The sequence below is a fragment of the Gillisia sp. JM1 genome (genome assembly GCF_000424645.1).
GTDB lineage: Bacteria > Bacteroidota > Bacteroidia > Flavobacteriales > Flavobacteriaceae > Gillisia.
In genome coordinates this window covers 123,946-142,069 of sequence record NZ_KE384218.1, presented here as the reverse complement: position 1 = coordinate 142,069, position 18,124 = coordinate 123,946, and the positions used below count along the sequence as shown (strand labels likewise).

14 protein-coding genes and 1 tRNA gene are annotated in these 18,124 nt (G+C 34.4%); 4 read left to right on the top strand and 11 right to left on the bottom strand.

Features of this window, described 5'->3' with window-relative positions:
• Positions 1-54 precede the first annotated feature (54 nt).
• From H033_RS0103955 to H033_RS0103940, 3 genes are all read left to right on the top strand, one after another.
• Positions 55-3,663 (top strand): metallophosphatase, encoded by a 3,609-nt coding sequence (locus H033_RS0103955; RefSeq protein WP_026837124.1) that lies wholly within the window; start codon positions 55-57, stop codon positions 3,661-3,663.
• Between the two features lie 158 nt (positions 3,664-3,821).
• Positions 3,822-4,382: a peroxidase-related enzyme gene (locus H033_RS0103945; protein ID WP_026837123.1), complete on the top strand. Its 561-nt coding sequence runs from the start codon at positions 3,822-3,824 to the stop codon at positions 4,380-4,382.
• A 2-nt stretch (positions 4,383-4,384) separates the two neighbouring features.
• Positions 4,385-5,761, top strand: coding sequence for an FAD-containing oxidoreductase (locus H033_RS0103940; protein ID WP_026837122.1), 1,377 nt, complete (start codon positions 4,385-4,387; stop codon positions 5,759-5,761).
• 20 nt (positions 5,762-5,781) lie between these two features.
• Here the strand turns inward: H033_RS0103940 and H033_RS0103935 are convergent, their stop codons facing one another.
• The 8 genes from H033_RS0103935 to H033_RS0103900 all read right to left on the bottom strand — a co-directional run bounded on the left by H033_RS0103935 (position 5,782) and on the right by H033_RS0103900 (position 12,557).
• Positions 5,782-6,705: a DUF3179 domain-containing protein gene (locus H033_RS0103935; protein WP_026837121.1), complete on the bottom strand. Its 924-nt coding sequence runs from the start codon at positions 6,703-6,705 to the stop codon at positions 5,782-5,784.
• A 278-nt stretch (positions 6,706-6,983) separates the two neighbouring features.
• Complete coding sequence (locus H033_RS0103930) at positions 6,984-7,655, bottom strand: haloacid dehalogenase type II (protein ID WP_026837120.1); 672 nt, start codon at positions 7,653-7,655, stop codon at positions 6,984-6,986.
• A 34-nt stretch (positions 7,656-7,689) separates the two neighbouring features.
• Entirely contained in the window at positions 7,690-8,364 is a 675-nt protein-coding gene (locus H033_RS0103925; protein ID WP_026837119.1) for a TIGR04283 family arsenosugar biosynthesis glycosyltransferase, read from the bottom strand.
• Positions 8,365-8,367: 3 nt separating this feature from the next.
• Positions 8,368-9,801: a dihydrolipoyl dehydrogenase family protein gene (locus H033_RS0103920; RefSeq protein WP_051227776.1), complete on the bottom strand. Its 1,434-nt coding sequence runs from the start codon at positions 9,799-9,801 to the stop codon at positions 8,368-8,370.
• A 79-nt stretch (positions 9,802-9,880) separates the two neighbouring features.
• Entirely contained in the window at positions 9,881-10,429 is a 549-nt protein-coding gene (locus H033_RS0103915) for a YSC84-related protein (protein WP_026837117.1), read from the bottom strand.
• Between the two features lie 156 nt (positions 10,430-10,585).
• Positions 10,586-11,602, bottom strand: coding sequence for a LacI family DNA-binding transcriptional regulator (locus H033_RS0103910; protein ID WP_026837116.1), 1,017 nt, complete (start codon positions 11,600-11,602; stop codon positions 10,586-10,588).
• Positions 11,603-11,759: 157 nt separating this feature from the next.
• Positions 11,760-12,356 (bottom strand): YSC84-related protein, encoded by a 597-nt coding sequence (locus H033_RS0103905; RefSeq protein WP_026837115.1) that lies wholly within the window; start codon positions 12,354-12,356, stop codon positions 11,760-11,762.
• A gap of 129 nt (positions 12,357-12,485) precedes the next feature.
• A tRNA-Arg gene (locus H033_RS0103900) sits at positions 12,486-12,557 on the bottom strand.
• A 475-nt stretch (positions 12,558-13,032) separates the two neighbouring features.
• Here H033_RS0103900 and H033_RS0103895 point away from each other — a divergent pair.
• Positions 13,033-13,221 (top strand): hypothetical protein, encoded by a 189-nt coding sequence (locus H033_RS0103895; protein WP_026837114.1) that lies wholly within the window; start codon positions 13,033-13,035, stop codon positions 13,219-13,221.
• A gap of 41 nt (positions 13,222-13,262) precedes the next feature.
• Here the strand turns inward: H033_RS0103895 and H033_RS0103890 are convergent, their stop codons facing one another.
• The 3 genes from H033_RS0103890 to H033_RS0103880 form a co-directional block, all read right to left on the bottom strand.
• Positions 13,263-13,955, bottom strand: a complete 693-nt coding sequence (locus H033_RS0103890; protein ID WP_026837113.1) for a potassium channel family protein — start codon at positions 13,953-13,955, stop codon at positions 13,263-13,265.
• Positions 13,956-13,967: 12 nt separating this feature from the next.
• A complete protein-coding gene (locus H033_RS0103885; protein WP_026837112.1) occupies positions 13,968-15,716 on the bottom strand; it encodes a TrkH family potassium uptake protein in 1,749 nt (582 codons plus the stop codon).
• 92 nt (positions 15,717-15,808) lie between these two features.
• On the bottom strand, positions 15,809-17,947 hold the full coding sequence (locus H033_RS0103880) for a cation:proton antiporter (protein WP_231367541.1): 2,139 nt from the start codon (positions 17,945-17,947) through the stop codon (positions 15,809-15,811).
• Between the last annotated feature and the right edge of the window lie 177 nt (positions 17,948-18,124).

The window sequence follows — 18,124 nt, the reverse complement described above, 5'->3', positions numbered from 1 at the left end:
TTAATTTTAAAAGATACATCAACCTATAATAAAGACCTTAATAATCATTTTAATATGATAAAAACTACGTCCACCCTAGACTACCGACGAATCTCAAACTCATCTAACTTTAGTTTTCTACTGTTTTTTGTTGCTTTTGCAACAGGATTTGCACAAGATAAAAACTTAACTCAAGACAAAGAAGTATCTCACACTTTTTACATAACGGCGAACACAGGTAATGATGAAACAAATAAGGTTTCTCAAGAATTGCTAAACCAGATTAATATTGCTTCTCAGCAAGATGATAACGCCACCTTGCTTATAATTGGTAATATTACCAATGAAAAAGGGTATCCCTCTAAGGATAAAGCTCAAGAACAAACAGAAGCTTTTTTAACCAAAAACCTTCTAACGCCAATTGATAAATTTAACGGAAATGTAATTTTTACTCCCGGTAAAAACGAGTGGAACAAAAAAGGACATAAAAGCATAGACGATCTAGAATCTTTTCTTCAAGATAACAGTAAAGCCGAATTTTGGCCAAACGATGGTTGCCCTATCGAAAGTGAAGAAATTAATGACGATGTTGCGCTTATCATGATAGATTCTCAATGGTATTTAGAAAACTGGGATAAACATACTTACATCAACAATAAATGTGATATTAAAACCAGAGATCAGTTCTTTGAAGAATTTAGAGACGAATTAAAAGACAACTTTGGAAAAACTATAATTGTCGCGGTACACCACCCAGTATTGAGCAGCACAAAATATGGTTTTATTAAAAAAGTTACAGGATTTTCAGACCAAACTTATCAAAATCCTGAACAGAGCAAACTTCATAATATTTTGGAGGCTACCGCTCGTCAATTCGATGATGTGATCTTTGTGTCTGGTAACGATCAAAACCTACAATATTTAGATCATCATGAGGTACCACAAATTATAAGTGGAGCAGCAGCTAAAACTCAAAAAGCGAGAGTTGAGAAGAAAGGCCATTTTGCTTCAGATAAAAATGGATATGCAAAACTTATCTTGTTTAAAGATGGTAGTTCTTTGGTTCGGTTTTATGAAACTACAGCTACAGATTCCAAATTTCTATTCGAAAAGGAGATACAGAGAAAACGAACTTCTCTGGATGAAGTTTCTTATAAGCCTAAAGAAACTTATGGCAAAACTGCAGTTTCATCTATCTACACCTCAGAAGAAACAGATAAAAGCGGATTGTATAAGTGGGCTTGGGGAGATCACTACAGAGATATTTACAGCAAAAAAATAAACGCTCCCGTTTTATTTCTTGATAATCTATCTGGAAATGTAAAACCTATTACTGAAGGTGGAGGACAACAATCCAGATCTTTGAGGTTGATTAATGATGACGAAAATGAATATACCTTAAGAGTTTTAAAAAAAAGCGCAATTCGTTTTATTCAGGATAATATGAAAGAGCATTACGTGGCAGATATCGTAGATAATACTGTTGCCGAAAGGATTGTATTGGATTATTATACCACTGCCCATCCTTATGCTCCTTTTGCTTTAAACGATTTAATGGATGATGTTGATATTTTACATGTAAGTCCAAAAATTTATTTTGTGCCTAAACAAGAAGCCTTAGGTGTTTTTAACGATAAATATGGGGATGAGCTTTATATGTTGGAAGAGCATGTAGGAGATGAGAATAAAGACATGGAGATATTTGGTTCTCCAGATGATATTTTAAGTTCAACTGATCTTAGAGAAGAATTACTTGAATCTAAAGACGCAAGTGTTGACGAAGGAGAATATATTAAAGCACGAATTTTTGATATGCTGGTTGGAGATTGGGATAGGCACGATGACCAGTGGAGATGGGCAGAATTTAAAGAAGCCGACGATAAAAAGGTTTACAAACCAATTCCAAGAGATAGAGACCAGGCATTTTCCAAATTTGATGGCCCTATAATTTCCCTTTTAAAATTAGGATTCCCTCCACTTAGAGCCATGCAATCCTATAATTCTAATATTAAGAATGTAAAATGGTTTAATACCGCTGGGTATGCAATGGATAAAATGGCTATTCAAACTTCAACCTGGGAAGACTGGGAAAAACAGGTAAAATTCATTCAATCAAATCTTACCGATGCTAAGATTGAAAAAGCTTTTGCAAATCTTCCTGAAGATGTAAAGGATGAAAGCATTAGTAATATTCAGAAGAATTTAAAAATTCGTCGAGATAATTTAATGGCAGTAACTCGTGATTATTATGAGTATTTAAACAAATTTCATGTAGTAACAGGAACCGATAAAGATGATAAATTCTTGATCACCCGTAAAAAAGATGGGGTTACAGACATTCAAATTTCAAGAAAAGATACCATTGTATTTGAAAATAGCTATAACGCTGAAGACACTAAGGAAATTTGGATCTATGGCTTAGATGGAGATGATGAATTTAAAATTGAAGGAAAAGGAAATAACCTTATTAAATTGAAGGTGCTAGGTGGGGAAGAAAATGATATTTACAATTTCGAAAACCCTAGAAGAGCCAAATTATATGATTATAAGAGCAAGGAAAACACCATTGTAAAAGCGGGTAAAAAATGGCTGGTAGATTCCTACGACATTAATAATTTCGATTATTTAAAAAGAAAAACTTCCAATAATATCTTATTCCCAGCAATAGGATTTAGCTCGGATGCCGGATTTAATGTAGGTCTCTCTGATACTTATACCACTTATGGATTAGCAAAAAACCCATTCACTACGCAACATACAGTAGGTGCAAATTACTATTTTGATACAGAAGGTATAGAGCTTAGTTATTTTGGAGAATTTGCGCACATCTTTTATAACTGGAATTTAGGTATAGATGCGTATTATACGAGTCCTAATTTCACGTTGAACTACTTCGGAAAAGGAAATGAAACAGTATACGATAATGATATAGATTTAGATTTTAACCGGGTAAATATTGAGCAGTGGCGTTTTGCGCCATCTTTAATTTGGAATAATGCCAGAGGAAGTGAATTTCAATTTAAATTATTAGTAGAATCTTTGGAAGTGTCTAGAGATGTAGATCGTTTTATTGGAGATACTTTCCAAGCAAGTAATGATGTTTTTGATTCTCAGCTATATGGTGGAGCGGAAGTGATCTACCAATACTTGAATAAAAGAAAAAACCCTGCCTTTCCAAACTTAGGAATACAGTTAGATCTTACTGCTGGATATAAGACAAATATAGACGATCATGATAATGAGCTAGGGTATTTGAAGCCTTCTATCTCTATAGATTATCCTTTGCACGATAGCGAAGTAATTGTACTGGCCACTAAAATTGGGGGTGAGGTTATTATTAGTGATAAATACGAATTTTACCATGGAGCCATGTTGGGTGGAAACGAAAGTTTAAGAGCTTTTAGAAATCAGCGTTTTAATGGAAAAAACAGTTTTTACCATAGTACAGATCTTAGGATTGGGTGTGGAAAAGTTGAGACCAGTTTTATGCCTTTGCGCTTTGGGGTAACAGGTGGGTTTGATTATGGTAGAGTTTGGGTAAACAATGATGATTCCAACAAATGGCATACTAATTATGGAGGTTCTGTTTTTATAAATGGATTTAGTGCATTTACAGCAAATGTTGGTTATTATACCAGTGAAGAAGATAATCGAGTGGTATTTACTTTTGGATTCAAGTTCTAAAACTTAGTGTTTCAAAATTAAAAAGCGAAGCCAGATCTCCTAGATCTGGCTTCGCTTTTTTTTGATAAGCCTACTGTATTTTTTAGACTACCTAAGCCTGAAATAGTTTTAGATATTGTCTTATCTTCACTATTGTAATAAATTTTGGAAGATAAACCATGAGCAGAATTAAAGTGATTCAGCATGAAGTTGCTGAAGGTAGATTAAAGGAAATTTATGATGGTATCGTCGAAAGTCGTGGTCAGTTGGCCGAAGTTTTAAAAATTCAAAGTTTGCGTCCGGAAAGCATCGTAAAGCATGCAGATCTCTATATGGAGATCATGTTTACGAAATCTGAATTGTCCAGAGCTCAAAGGGAAATGATTGCCGTAATAGTATCTGTTGCTAATAATTGTGCTTATTGCGCTACTCATCATGGAAGCGCATTACAGCACTATTGGAAAGATGAAGAAAAACTAAAGCTATTAAAAACCGATTACCCTGTATTAGACCTTCCTGAAAAAGAAATGGCATTGTGTGATTTTGCTTCTCTTATAACCTTAAATCCAGAAGCTAACAATAAGAGCGATCTTACCGAGAATTTAAGAAAACTTGGCTGGAATGATACTGCAGTTTTAGATGCAACACTCGTTGTTTCTTATTTCAATTTTGTAAACCGAATGGTACTTACTTTAGGCGTAGAGCTGGAAAAAGATGAAGGAAAAAACTATAAATATTAATTATGGCTACTAAAAATTTCGATGTAATAATTATTGGAACCGGACAGGCAGGTCCTCCGTTGGCGGCAAGCCTTGCTAAAAATGGAATTAAAACTGCAATTATAGAAAAAGGCGATTTAGGAGGAACCTGCGTTAATGTAGGTTGTACTCCAACTAAGGCCTATGTTGCAAGTGCCAGACGTGCTTTTATCGCTAAAAACAGCAAGTCTCTTGGAGTAGAAGTTAAAGGCGAAATAGTGGTCAATCTTAAAACTATAAAGGTTAGAAAGGATAAAATTATTCAGGATTCCAGGGACGGACTTCATAAAATGCTTACTGAAACAGAAAACATAAGCCTGATAAAAGGAACTGCAAAATTTGTAGATGAGCGTACTATTAGTGTAAATGGCGAAAATTATTCCGCAGAAAAAATTTATATTAATGTTGGTGGGAGAGCACGGATTCCTGAGGGGTTTTCATCTGTTCCGTTTTTAACAAATACAAGTATTCTAGAACTCGAAGAAATTCCAGAACATCTAATTATTGTAGGTGGAGGGTATATAGGTCTTGAATTTGGACAGATGTTCCGCCGATTTGGAAGCAAGGTCACAATTCTTGAAAGTGGGGATAAATTGCTAAAACGTGAAGATGATGAATTTGCCGAAGAAATAGCAGCGATCTTTAAGAATGAAGGAGTTAATATTAGATTAAATTCAAAATGCATAAGTGCTAAGAAAAAGGGAGATCAAATAGAAGTAAAGATTGAATGTACTAAAGGAGCTCCAACCTTAACAGGTTCCCATATTTTGATTGCCGCAGGAAGAACCCCAAATACAGATGATCTTGGTCTGGATAAAACAAAAGTGAAATTAGATAAAAGAGGGTACATTAAGGTAAATGATGAGCTTCAAACAAACCTTGATCATATATGGGCATTAGGAGATTGTAACGGCGAAGGTGCATTTACTCATACTGCTTACAACGATTTTCAAATAGTGAATTCTCAATTATTTCAAGATAAAAAGAGAAAACTCTCCGATAGATTTTTGTGCTATGCTGCTTTTATAGACCCTCCAATCGCAAGAGTTGGAATGAATGAAAAGGAAATAAGAGAAAAAGGAATAAAAGCCAAAATAGCGACTCGCCCAATGTCTAAAGTTGCAAGAGCTAAGGAAATGGGGGAAACGCAAGGTATGCTTAAAATTTTAATCGACGATAAAACCGATAAAGTTTTAGGTGCTACTTTTCTAGGAACTGGAGCAGATGAGTATATACATACCATTATAGACCTAATGTATGCCGATGCAACATATACAGTAATTAGAGATGCTGTTCATATTCACCCAACAGTGAGTGAATTGATTCCAACTATGTTGGAGAATCCTAAACTTCTAGAATAAATTTTTGAAGTGAGAAGTTATTAGTTATTAAAATAGACTTCCGCTTTTGGGTGAAAAGCAACCCAAGCAAACCAAAAATTGGTAACAGCAGGAATTATATTTCCTTCTTTATCCATAATTTCTGCGCTATCACTTTTGGGATCATATTTTATGATCATTTTTTTGTCCTGAAAAGTGTCGTTTAAAACGCTGGATTTCAATTTTTTAAGTTCAGAAAAAGGATACGCTTTAAATTTACCGAGTATCTCTAAACCGATAACCATCTCTTTGGGATGAAACCGATCATCATTACCAGAAGCAGGGAAATATAATTTAGAAGATTTGGAATAATCCGGGTATGGATTTCTGGAATAGTCCCTATTAAAACCAGTCTCTTCAGAAAGCACCAAGCTTTCCGGATGCTTTTTGAGCCAACTTCCCCATGTAGTATTTGCTGTTGCCAAAATCTCCAGTTCTGTGTTAACCAAGGGGCCAGATACTGCTTTAAATAGTAATTGAGACCAAACGGATTCAGTTTCACGATCGTACAATAAAACATCACTATTGTACAACAGTCCGCTTACACCAAACGAAGTGGGTTTTCCTTTAATTTCAGCATTAAAAGCAATGCCACTTCCGCAAAGTGGGCAAAAAGTAATCACCACTGGTTTGTTGCCAAAATAGTCGTTTACTATTTCATGATAATTTAATATCTCAATTGGATATGCTTTTGCGATACCGTTTTCAAAAACTCCTAAAATTCGATCTTCGTCATCCAGTTTTGTTTCGTAAACTTTTACGAATTTTGGATTATCTATAGAAGGAATCCCATCCTTTGGTGGTCCCCCATCCATAATTTCAGAAATTGGAATAATGCTATTCTCTAAATTGAATCCTTTTTTGGTTTGGGCAATGCAGCTCTGTAATACCAGAACAAGCATAAAAAAAATAAAATTTGTTTTCATAATCCTTCTTTTTCAATTTCTATACACTTATAAAATGGGCTGTTGTTCTTTGCAAATTGATAGCCTTGTTCCCACTAAATCTCCATTTTTGCAGGATCAAATATCAGAGAGTTTTTGATTAATAATTCGGGAGGACGCTAAAAATTAAGATCTACATGACTATGCGAGCTGTGGAGTTTTCCAATTGAAATATCAGTATAACATGCTGATTTATTGAGGGTTAATTTATATTGAATACAATTATTTAGACGATAAGGTTTGCTTGAGATTACTAGTATTTAAGATTTTAGCAAAGATTCGGTTATCTCTGCCAAAGAAAAACCAATAATTTCTGGTTCTATGGCCAATGGGTAAAGAGATTTTCCAGGTCTATTTATAAATGCAGCTTGAATACCCGCTCTTTTCGCTCCTGCAATGTCCCAACCATGAGCTGCAATTAGCATAGTGTCCTCTGCTAAGACATTCATTACTGAATAGGCGTAATGATAAGTAGAAACATGCGGCTTATAATTTTTCACCTCTTCTATGCTCAATACTTTATCAAAAAAGTGATGGATCTTGGCATATTTTAATTGATCGTTTACCACCTGTGGTTTCCCATTGGAAAGTGCAACAAGTTTAAATCCGTTTTGTTTCAAAACTTCTAGGGAATTTGAAACTTCTGGATAAGCAAATAATTTAGTAATAGGACTTAAAACACTCTTTATCTGCACTTCTGTAAGATCTATATCCAATTTGTGAGCTGTCATTTTTAGGGTAGCATCAGCGATTTCTGAAAAATCTTTATAATTTTTAGTCAGGGTTTCTACTAATGAATACTGAAGCAATGTAGGGAACCATATGTCAAAGGCTCTTGCATCTTTTAGGGCTTCATTTATGGACTTCTTTAATGGTTCCATGTCCAATAATGTTTCATTAACATCGAATATTAGTAATTCAGGCTTTATCATTTATATTAATTTTAGACTTGTATTATGAAGGCGTTTATGAATGATCCGGATAATATCGCTTCAATTTTTCTGGATCTACTCCCAGTTTAAATAAAATTGCAATTAACATGTCTTGAAAAAATTGTTTAGAAAACCCATGTTTTTCAAATCTTCTAGTAGAGGTTTTAACTCCTAAATTCAGTTTTAAAAATTTTCCTTTTTTTCTTGCGGACTTCTGGATCTCTGCATCTTCCATAAAACTAACGTTTTTGAAGCCTCCAATTTCAGAAAACACTTGTTTACTGATGAAAATTCCGTGATCTCCATAAGTAAAAAAAGAATGATTTATCTTACTTAGCATACTATAAAGGAATAACAAAACATGATATTTATCAAACTCTAAATAAAAACTTCCTCCAACCACTTGCTCATTTTTAAATGCTTTAGAAATTGAAACGATGGCTTTTGGAGGCAATAAAGTATCTGCATGTAGAAAAAGAAGAATGCTACCTTTTGAAGTTTCTGCGCCCTTATTTAACTGATTTGAACGACCTTTAATTGAAGAAATAAGCACGACCGATGGATAATTCTCCACAATTTTGGTTGTATAATCTGTACTACCTCCATCTACCACAATAATCTCCAAATCCCCGATTTGTGAAAAACATTGTTTTAGTGTGGCTTCAATATAATTCGCTTCGTTATAACAAGGAATAATAATGGACACCATATTCTAAATATTATATAATAACTGCGCTACTTTCTTCATCCAAGGTTTCAAATCCTTCACCATCCTATCCCTAATTATTTTTTTGTGGAGATCTGCAGCAGTGGGATATGGATAAGTCTTGTTCATGATTTTTTTAATTCCAATCCCCGCGCTGTTTACTAGAATAAGTTCTTGCGCAATTTCCCCTGCGTTAGGAGCCACTAGGCTTCCTCCTAAAATCTTTGCTGAACCCGTTAAGAACATTTTTTTTTCAATAAACAGCAGCAGTTTTCCGTATTCAAAATCATCTGTGGTGCCACGATCGTTCTCGGAAAAATCTATTTCTAAACGCTCATAATTTATGCTTTTGTTTATGAGTTGAATTTCTCCCAACCCAAAAGTTGCCACTTCTGGGTTTGTAAACGTAACCCAAGGGAATTTATCTTTTTCCAACTTCTTTTTAAAAGGAGATAGAAAATTATTGAGAAGTAACATATTATGCATTTCTGCCGCATGAGAAAATTTAAAATTATCGGCGGCATCGCCACTTACAAAAACATTTTTATTGCTGGTTTGTAACTTATTATTCAACACAATTTTTCCGTCAACTGTTTTAATTGCGGCTTTATCTAGTTGCAGGCTTTCAAAATTCAATTCCCGACCAATACCCATAAAAACAGCATCTATAGGTTGCCTAACCACCTCTCCTTGTTTGTTTTTTATTTCAGCAAAACCTTCATTAGTGATTTTTTTAACTTCAGCATTTAAATAAAAAGTGATGTTCTCTTCTTCTAGTTTTTTAAATAAAACTTCAGAAATAACGGGGTCTTCTTTCTTAAGGATTCTTTCTCCTCTGTCTACTATAAAGACTTTAGAGCCTAGCCTTGAAAAAGCTTGTCCTAACTCCATGCTAACTGGCCCTGCGCCGATGAATATAAAATTCTTCGGAATAAAATCGATCTCAAAAATACTTTCATTGGTAAAAGTGATCTCAGGTTTTAAACCTTCAATTTCAATTTGTCTTGGCTTTGACCCGGTAGCAATGATTATGTTTTTTGCTGAATACTCTCCGTTATTAATTTCTAAACTGTTTTTAGAAGAAAACTGAGCCTTCCCAATAACTACATCTAGTCCCTTTTCTCTGAAATAGTCAACATTTTCATGCCTGCGAATACTATTTTGCTTGCTTTCTATATATTTTTTTACTTTATGAATATTAGGAGTTCCTGAAGATTTTATTCCAAAATCTGATGCCTTAGTAGATTGATGGATGATATTAGCCACATGGATTAAAGCTTTGCTTGGTACGCATCCGGTATTAAGACACTCTCCTCCTATTTTTTCTTCAGATTTATCCACCATGAGCACTTTAAAACCCATTTCTAACATGCCTAGTGCAATTCCCAAACCTCCAGATCCTGCACCAATAACAATTAGATCGTATTTATTTTTAATCATCTATTGAAGATAATATTGATAACAAAAAAAAGCCGATTTCTAGCAATAAGAAACCGGCATTAGTATGTATTAAAAAATTCTACTGAATAGCATTAAACTCAAATTTTTGACCTCCAACAGAAATTCCTGCCATGGCTCCTGCCTTTGGTTTTGTAACTACTCCTACTCCATCTCTAAACTCCACGTCTCTAGAAACTCCTTCTTCTAAAAGAACTGCAGATACATTTCCGGATAATTCATAGCTACCACTTTTAAAACGGTTCAAAGCATCTTGTGTTTGAAAAAAGATCACTTCTATATATGCTTTTCCACCTACCTGTAAACCTACATCTACCTGTTTAAGACTTGAATATCCTATTAAAGTTCCATTTTCATAAACAGTCCCGTTTCCTGAAGCCGCACCAATTATATAGGCTCCTTTCCCAACATTAGGAAAAATAGCATAACCTACAGAATTGTCAAAAAGCTCTGCAATATTTGGATGATTTTTAGTTATAGTTGCCTTAGCATCGCGTGAATCGGCCATAATATCTCCAGATGTGTTCTGACTTGATCCACAACTTACCAACAATAAAACCATAATAGACATTAGCATTGGAATTAAAACTTTTTTATTAATCGTTTTCATCTAAACTTATTTTTTTGGTTAATCCCATAAAATTAAACGAAGCATAAAACTATTAATGTTAAGCGCTTGTTATTTCACTAAATATTAGCACAAAAATATTAATATTGTTAATTTTTTAAGGTAAAATTCAGATGAATTTTACAAATTGGCTGTATATTAAATTAGCGTAGAATCTAAATGCACGATCTTAGTGTTTAAAATCTGAGTGTCAAATTCTTTCGGTTGCATTTTTTTGATCCTTTCTATAAGTAATTGGGTGGCAGATTCTCCGATACTCAAAGGATGCTGATCTATATATGAAATTGAAGGCCAAAGAAATGGTGCGAAATCTTCATTTACATATCCTATGATCTTTATGTCTTCAGGAATATTTAGTTTTTTTTCCTGAACAACTCTGGAAGTTAACAGTGTACTTAAATAATCCAAGGTCACAAATGCTTCCATCTCATAGGTATCCAAAACAAGACCAAGCTGTTTTCTTAATACCTCAGGATCATTAGATACAATCAAGAATTCCTTTTGAAATGTTGTGTTTTGGTCGTTCATTGCCGCTTTATATCCATCTATTCTAGCTTGTGCCAGTCCAAGATCTCCGATACTACAAACCAATCCTATTCTATTAAGTCCTTTAGACTTCAGATAGCGAACAGCATTATAAATACTTTGCATATCATCTACCCCAACTTTATCCAATTTTACATCTACATTGATTCGATCAAATAAAACCACAGGGATCTCATACTCGGTAAATCTATAAATATGATCGTAGTTCTTAGTAGTTTGAGTTTCTGCCGAAACAGACATTAATACCCCATCTGCCAATCCATTAGAGATCAAATCCATTATCTGTTTTTCAACAGTTAAGGACTCATTAGAAATATATGTGATTAATTGATATCCATTTTTTCTAGCCTCATTCTCAATTCCTCCTAGTACTTTTGCGAAAAAAGTGTTGGAAATATTGGGAACTATCACTGCGATATTTCCTGTACTCTTACGCTTTAAATTAACTGCGGTAAGATTTGGGCTATAATTATGTAATTCTGCTAATTCCTTTACCCTTTTCACCGTATTCTTGCTTATCTCCGGGCTTCCATTCAATGATTTTGAGACCGTGGAAACGGAAACATTCAATAATTTAGCCAATTCTTTTAGTGTGATCTTGGATCTCATAAGCCTAATAAATTACTTGAAATTTAAATTTAGAGAAGTTATGTTAATTAAACCCTGTTTAAGCTGTAAATTATTCTGATTTTTCAGTTTCAGACATAAAAAATCCGAGTTCTAGATAAGAACTCGGATCATCTTTTATTTTATTAATGTTTAATAACTAGGGAATAGCTTCATATTCAAATTTTTGGCCTCCTACTGCTATTTCAATCATCGCTCCCGCTTTAGGCATTGTTACCACTGCTAAACCATTTGTGAAATCGATGCTTTTGGCTTTTCCTTCTTCCAAAACTACTGCTGAAACATTTCCAGAGAGTTCGAAATTTCCTTTTTTAAATTCATTCAATTGCTTTTCTGTTTCAAAAAAGATCACTTGTCTAAAGGCTTGTCCTCCAAGTTGCAATCCAATATCAATTTGCTTCAACTTAGCCATACCAACAATTTCACCTTTTTCATAAACCACTCCATTTCCTGCAGCCCCTCCAACTATATATGCTCCTTTTCCCACATTTGGGAAAACAACATATCCAGCAGAGGAATTAAATAAAGCTTTCGCTTCTGCATTAGTGTTCATGAAAATTGTTATTGCTTCTTTGGCATCATTTATCAAGCTCTCTTGATCTTGCATCTCCTCCATATGCCCTTCACTTTCCATGTCCATATTGTCATCATCAGATTGAGCCATGATACTACCAAATGATAGTATTAAAAAAAGCATTAACAATCCATGGTAGATTTTTTTTTCAATAGCTTCCATAAAATAATTTTTAATTGGTTAATACAGTATAAAATTAAATAATGAAAAATTTAAACCCTGTTAATTCAATGTTATTTTACTGATAAACAGATGATTAAAAACAATACGTATAGGGAATGTATTTAAAAGTGACCTCGCCAAGAATCGAACTTGGATCTAAAGTTTAGGAAACTTCTATTCTATCCGTTGAACTACGAGGCCCTTAATTAAAGATCATAAATTTATAACTTCTAAGAGGTTTTGCTATAACATATTCCAATTCATTCTGAATTATGTAAAAGGAAGTACAATAGTAAATAGCTAGAATTTTCCTATTCCAAATGGCGAACAAATCGAAGACCTAAGAACGTTTCGAGGCTAGGAGAGTTTAAATATCGTACTAATTAAAAAATTTAAATAATCTATAAGAATGTTCGTTAATATAAACTTCTGATTAATAAAACTTCGCGTTTTTTAAAAAGTTAATTTAAACTTCACACTTAATCTAAGCTTTAGAAAAAGATAATTAAAGCAATAGGTTAACCTAACCTACTTTGAGAGCTAGCCTATTACTTTTGATTTCAAATACTAACTAAAAAAAATTTAAAAAATGAAGAATCTAAAAACCGGAGTTTGCAAATAGCTACTCTTTGCGCTGCTGACCTCCGTAATTATTAGTTGTGCGCCAGAGGACATTGTGGACGAATCAAAAGGCAAGCAAGGGGAACCGGGTTTTCAAGGATCGGCTGGTGAAAACGGAGAAGAATTTACACCAGAACCAATCATTTTTGCCACCAAATCTGCTTTAGAGCATCTTTTACTAATTAACCAATCTTTTGGACAGGTAAAGGCTTATTCTCTTTTAAGTACTACCGATTATATATGAAAGTAGAACTACAGATAATATAACGCTTAGAATTTTACTTTTCATCTCAATTTTTGTTTAAGAAAGACTTGCAAATCTTTGTTTGAGCCATACAAAACTAAAATATTGTCTTTTTCAAGTTTGTTGTCAGCAGATGCGACACCTTGGATTTGCCTTTCGGTTTTTGTTTTTCCTAAGATACTTTTTACTTCCACTTTTTTGATGATTGTTAGTACCAATAAATTAAACTTACTGCGAAAACCTACTTCTAGAACAGTCTTACCTATATAATCATTAGGCACTTTGGCTTCAATTATACTGTAATGGTCATTTAATACAAAAGAGTCCACAACGTTATTGAAATACAGTTTTTTAGCCCAGCGCTCTGCAGTTTCTTCCTCGGGATGAACAATTTCATCCACTCCAAGTGCTTGCAGTACTTTTTCGTGTAATGGATTTATAGCACGGCTTATTAAACGTTTTACTTCTAAATTTTTCAAAAGGGCGGTGGTCATAATATTTGCACCCTGATCCTCTCCAATTGCAACAAGTACTATATCAGTATCTCTTAATGGAAGTCCGGCGACGGTAAACTCGTCTGTCGCATCCATAGCAATGGTGTGTGAAATCTTCTCTTTGTTGGCTTCCACCTTAGTCATATCAATGTCTATCCCAATAACTTCGTTGCCCTGCTCTGTGAGCTTTTGGGCGAGGGATGCGCCAAAGTTTCCAAGGCCTATAACTATATATTTCATTATCAACTATTTTTAATTTATGGTAATTTCTTCTTTCGGGTAACGGTAATTTTTATGTTTCACTTTTTTAAATAATGCAATTACCATGGAAAGCATACTGATACGTCCAACAAACATTACTATTATGATTATGAATTTACTGGCGCTACTTAAAGTGCCTGTAATTCCTAGGCTTAACCCAACTGTGCTATATGCCGAAAAACACTCAAATGCAATGTCCATGAGTTCCTTGTCGGGGTCAAACAATGAAATGAACATGATGGCAAAACCAACAACTACAAAGGATAACGATATAATGGCAAATGCCCTTCGTACTGAAATATCTGCGATTTCCCTTCTAAAAATTTCTATTCTTGATTTCCCTTTTGCTAAACTCAAAATATTGAGCGTTGCAATGGCAAAGGTGCTTGTTTTAATACCACCACCTGTAGATTGTGGTGAAGCTCCAATCCACATTAAAAGTAAAACCATCATCAGGGTAGGAAACTCCATTGCTGCGGTATCTATGGTATTAAATCCAGCTGTTCTGGGGGTTGTTGCTCCAAAAAGCGCAGTAACCATTTTTCCGAATCCATTGTGTTCGGCTAAGGTATTGTTGTATTCCAGAAAATAGAAAATAACAAAAGCTGCCAGGGAAAGGGACAATGTTGTAACCAAGGTGATTCTACTATTAATGTTTAATACCCAGGGTTTGTATTTGATCTTTCTTGATGATAAAGAAAATAGGGTGGAGATTTTATATTTTAAATATTTCAGAATGTTTACGACAATAGGAAAGCCCAATCCGCCAAACACAAAGGTGAAAATAATGATCAACTGAAGATAGTAATTAAACCTGAACCCAGTTTCGTACAAACTGTTGGTTAATGTTGAAAACCCTGCATTACAAAATGCAGAAATAGCGTGAAAAGCAGAAAAGAATATTTGTTCTGATTGTGAATTAAAGTCACTCGAATCTATACTCGTATAGATTAAAATTCCAGCAAATAATTCTATACCGAAGGTGATGAGAATGATGCATTTTAAGGTTGAAAAAACTTCTCCAAGTTTATTGGAATTTGTCATATCACTTAACACCAATTGATTTTCGTAGGTCGTACCCCCTTTAAAAAAATAACTGAAATAACTCGCAAAAGTCAGAATACCCAGCCCACCAATTTGGATTAGCACCATAATAATTGTTTGGCCAAATAAGGTAAAATACGTAGCTGTGTCAACAACGATCAAACCTGTTACACAAACGGCACTAGTTGAAGTAAACAAAGCATCTAAGAAGGAAATATTGGTATACGTTGCATTAGGTAGCATCAATAAGAAAGAACCAATAATAATGATTCCCAGGAAACTCAGTATAAAAAGTTGGGCAGGATTTAGCACCGTCCTTTTAAAGTTAATCATAAGTTCGGAAAACTCACGGATAAAGGTAAAAATCACAGCAATTTTTAACCAAATGGGGTTTTCAAGCAGTAAATCAGTTTCAAAGGGTACCCCAATAAAAAGATACATATAAAATATCCATAGCGTAAAAGCAACAGATAGCACATCAAAATAAACTACCTTCCTTTTAAATAATCCTGCGTTCTGAATGTATCGGGCAAAAGTCGAGATAATACCGATACCAAGCACAAAGAAGAAAAACCCATCTAAGATTTGCTGGGTAGTTTCAGTTTGGGAAAATCCAAAGTTTGAAATAAAGGCAAATATTCCAATAATACTTGTCCATAAGGCAATTTTGTATAAGAGTTTCAAGTTTAATTTCATGTTCGAGAAGTCTTCATTTTATCTGATTCATTTAATATTTGCACGTTCATTTTTTGAGCTTGCATATTATCTCTTCATCTTAGCGGAAAGCTTTATTTACGTTTAAATATTTTCGCAATGGTTTTTCCAATTTCATCAAGTTTTTCAAGCGGTTCAATGAAGGTTGGATTTGTCAGGTCTATTTTCGAAGAAACCGTGACTCCTTCTTGCATAGGATATATCAAAATGTAACTCGTTTCTTTAAAATATTTATTTAAATAAGAAGGAATATTGGCCATTCTGTTATTATATGAAGGCTTATCCTTTCGGCTTAAAATAATAATGAGATTATCGTTAGATTGAAAGTTTCTTGAAAGTATTAAAAAGTCATCCCATTGACTAAATTCTTCAAACTCACATTCTATTGGATGTTTAGATTGAATTTCCTTTATGAATTTTAGCGTGTCTTGGTCTGCGTAAAAGACAAGTTTAGCGCCTGAATTTCTTGCGATGTTCCAAACTTTAAATAACCAAAACGGAAATCCAATTTCCTTCTCTGCATTTTCTGGAACGATAATAATATGCCTTTTTATTGTTCCAAAAGGCTGTGCAGGTTTATAGATTAAAGTTGTGGTGTTGCATTTTGTCAAAATACCTTCGGTTAGATTTCCTAAGAATGAGTCTGAAATACCTTTTTTAATATGAAGTCCTAAAATCAAATCAGTGATTTTATGTTCTTTGACTACACTTGTAATTCCGTTCACTAAATTGAGATCGTAACGTAATAATTGGTGCGTAAAATTATCTGTCGCTGAAGCGGTTATAGCTGCTTGGGTCAACATCTTTTTGGCGCGCTTATCTGCCGATCCATCAGCATTATTATTGTTAATGATGCTTAGCGCATATAAACCATCTCTATTTTTCTTTGATTTAATGGTCACTCCCAGATTAATAAGTTCATCTATCGTCTCACTATTGCTTATTGGTATCAATATTTTTTCCTGAGTTTCTTCATCCTCTTCTGTTCCATCTGCACTTTCCATAAGTGCAATGTTTTTAGCTCCTTTTTGAGCAACAAAGGAAGCAATAGTACAAGTGAATAGTATCATTAATATGGTACCGTTTAAAATGCTTTCGCTTAGTAAGCGTATTGGCTCTCCGGTCGCGGTTTCCCCGATTATGATATTATACCCTACCAATACTGCAGCTAAAGTGGCGGCTGCCTGTGCATTACTAAGTCCAAAAATCAATCTTCGTTCGTCAACTGAAAATTTATAAGTTTTTTGGGTTAACCAGGCTGCACTAAACTTAGATGATGTTGCAATTACTATCATAACCCCTGCAACTTTAATAGTTTCCAAGTCTTTGAAAAATACCTGATAATCAATAAGCATTCCCACACCAATTAGAAAGAATGGAATGAAAATCGCATTTCCCACAAATTCAATCCGGTTCATTAAGGGAGAGGTATGAGGGATCAATCTGTTCAATGACAAACCTGCCAGGAAGGCACCAATAATGGCTTCTATCCCAGCAAGTTCTGCAAGAACTGCACCCAGAAAGACCATTACTAGAACAAAAATGTATTGAGAAACATTATCCTCAAACCGCTTGAAAAACCATCTCCCGATAATTGGGAAAAGCAGCGTTACAATAAGTCCGAAAACGAGAATGGAGATGGATAACCGTACCCAAAACTCCGTATTAACTTCCCCTGTGTTCATCCCAACAATTATGGCAAGTACCAGCAGTGCCAAAGTATCGGTTATCATGGTCCCGCCCACCGTTATATTTACCGCTTTGTTTTTGGCCACTCCTAATTTACTGACCAATGGATAGGCTATAAGGGTATGGGACGCGAACATACTTGCTAATAGAACAGAGGTTGGCAATGAAAAGCCCAAGATGTAAATTCCTCCTAATGTTCCAAAACACATTGGAATGAGAAAAGTGTACAAGCCGAAGACCAGGCTTTTTTTACTGTTTTTTTTAAAATCACCTAGGTCAATTTCAAGACCAGCGAGAAACATAATATATAAAAGCCCTGCGGTACCCGAAAGTATTATACTGCTGTCCCTTACAATGAGGTTAAACCCATTTGGGCCAATTATTGCACCTGCAATGATTAGTCCCAGCAGATGAGGGATTTTTATTTTGTTCAGGATAATGGGAGCAAAAAGAATGATCACCAATATCAAAAGGAATTTTAACACAGGATTTCCCAGAGGCAAAGTTGTGTCGTATATGCTCATTAAAATCATTCTTTCTCTTTTTTGCAGTTAATTTCTCAGATTCTTTACCTTGAACTAAAAATTCAGGTATAAGCATAGTGTGGTTTCTCCAAGTAGTCAACTTTTTTTACATTAAAAATTTTTAATATTGCAAAGGTGGCGTGGAAGATATATCCAAGACATCAAGGTTTAATCGGT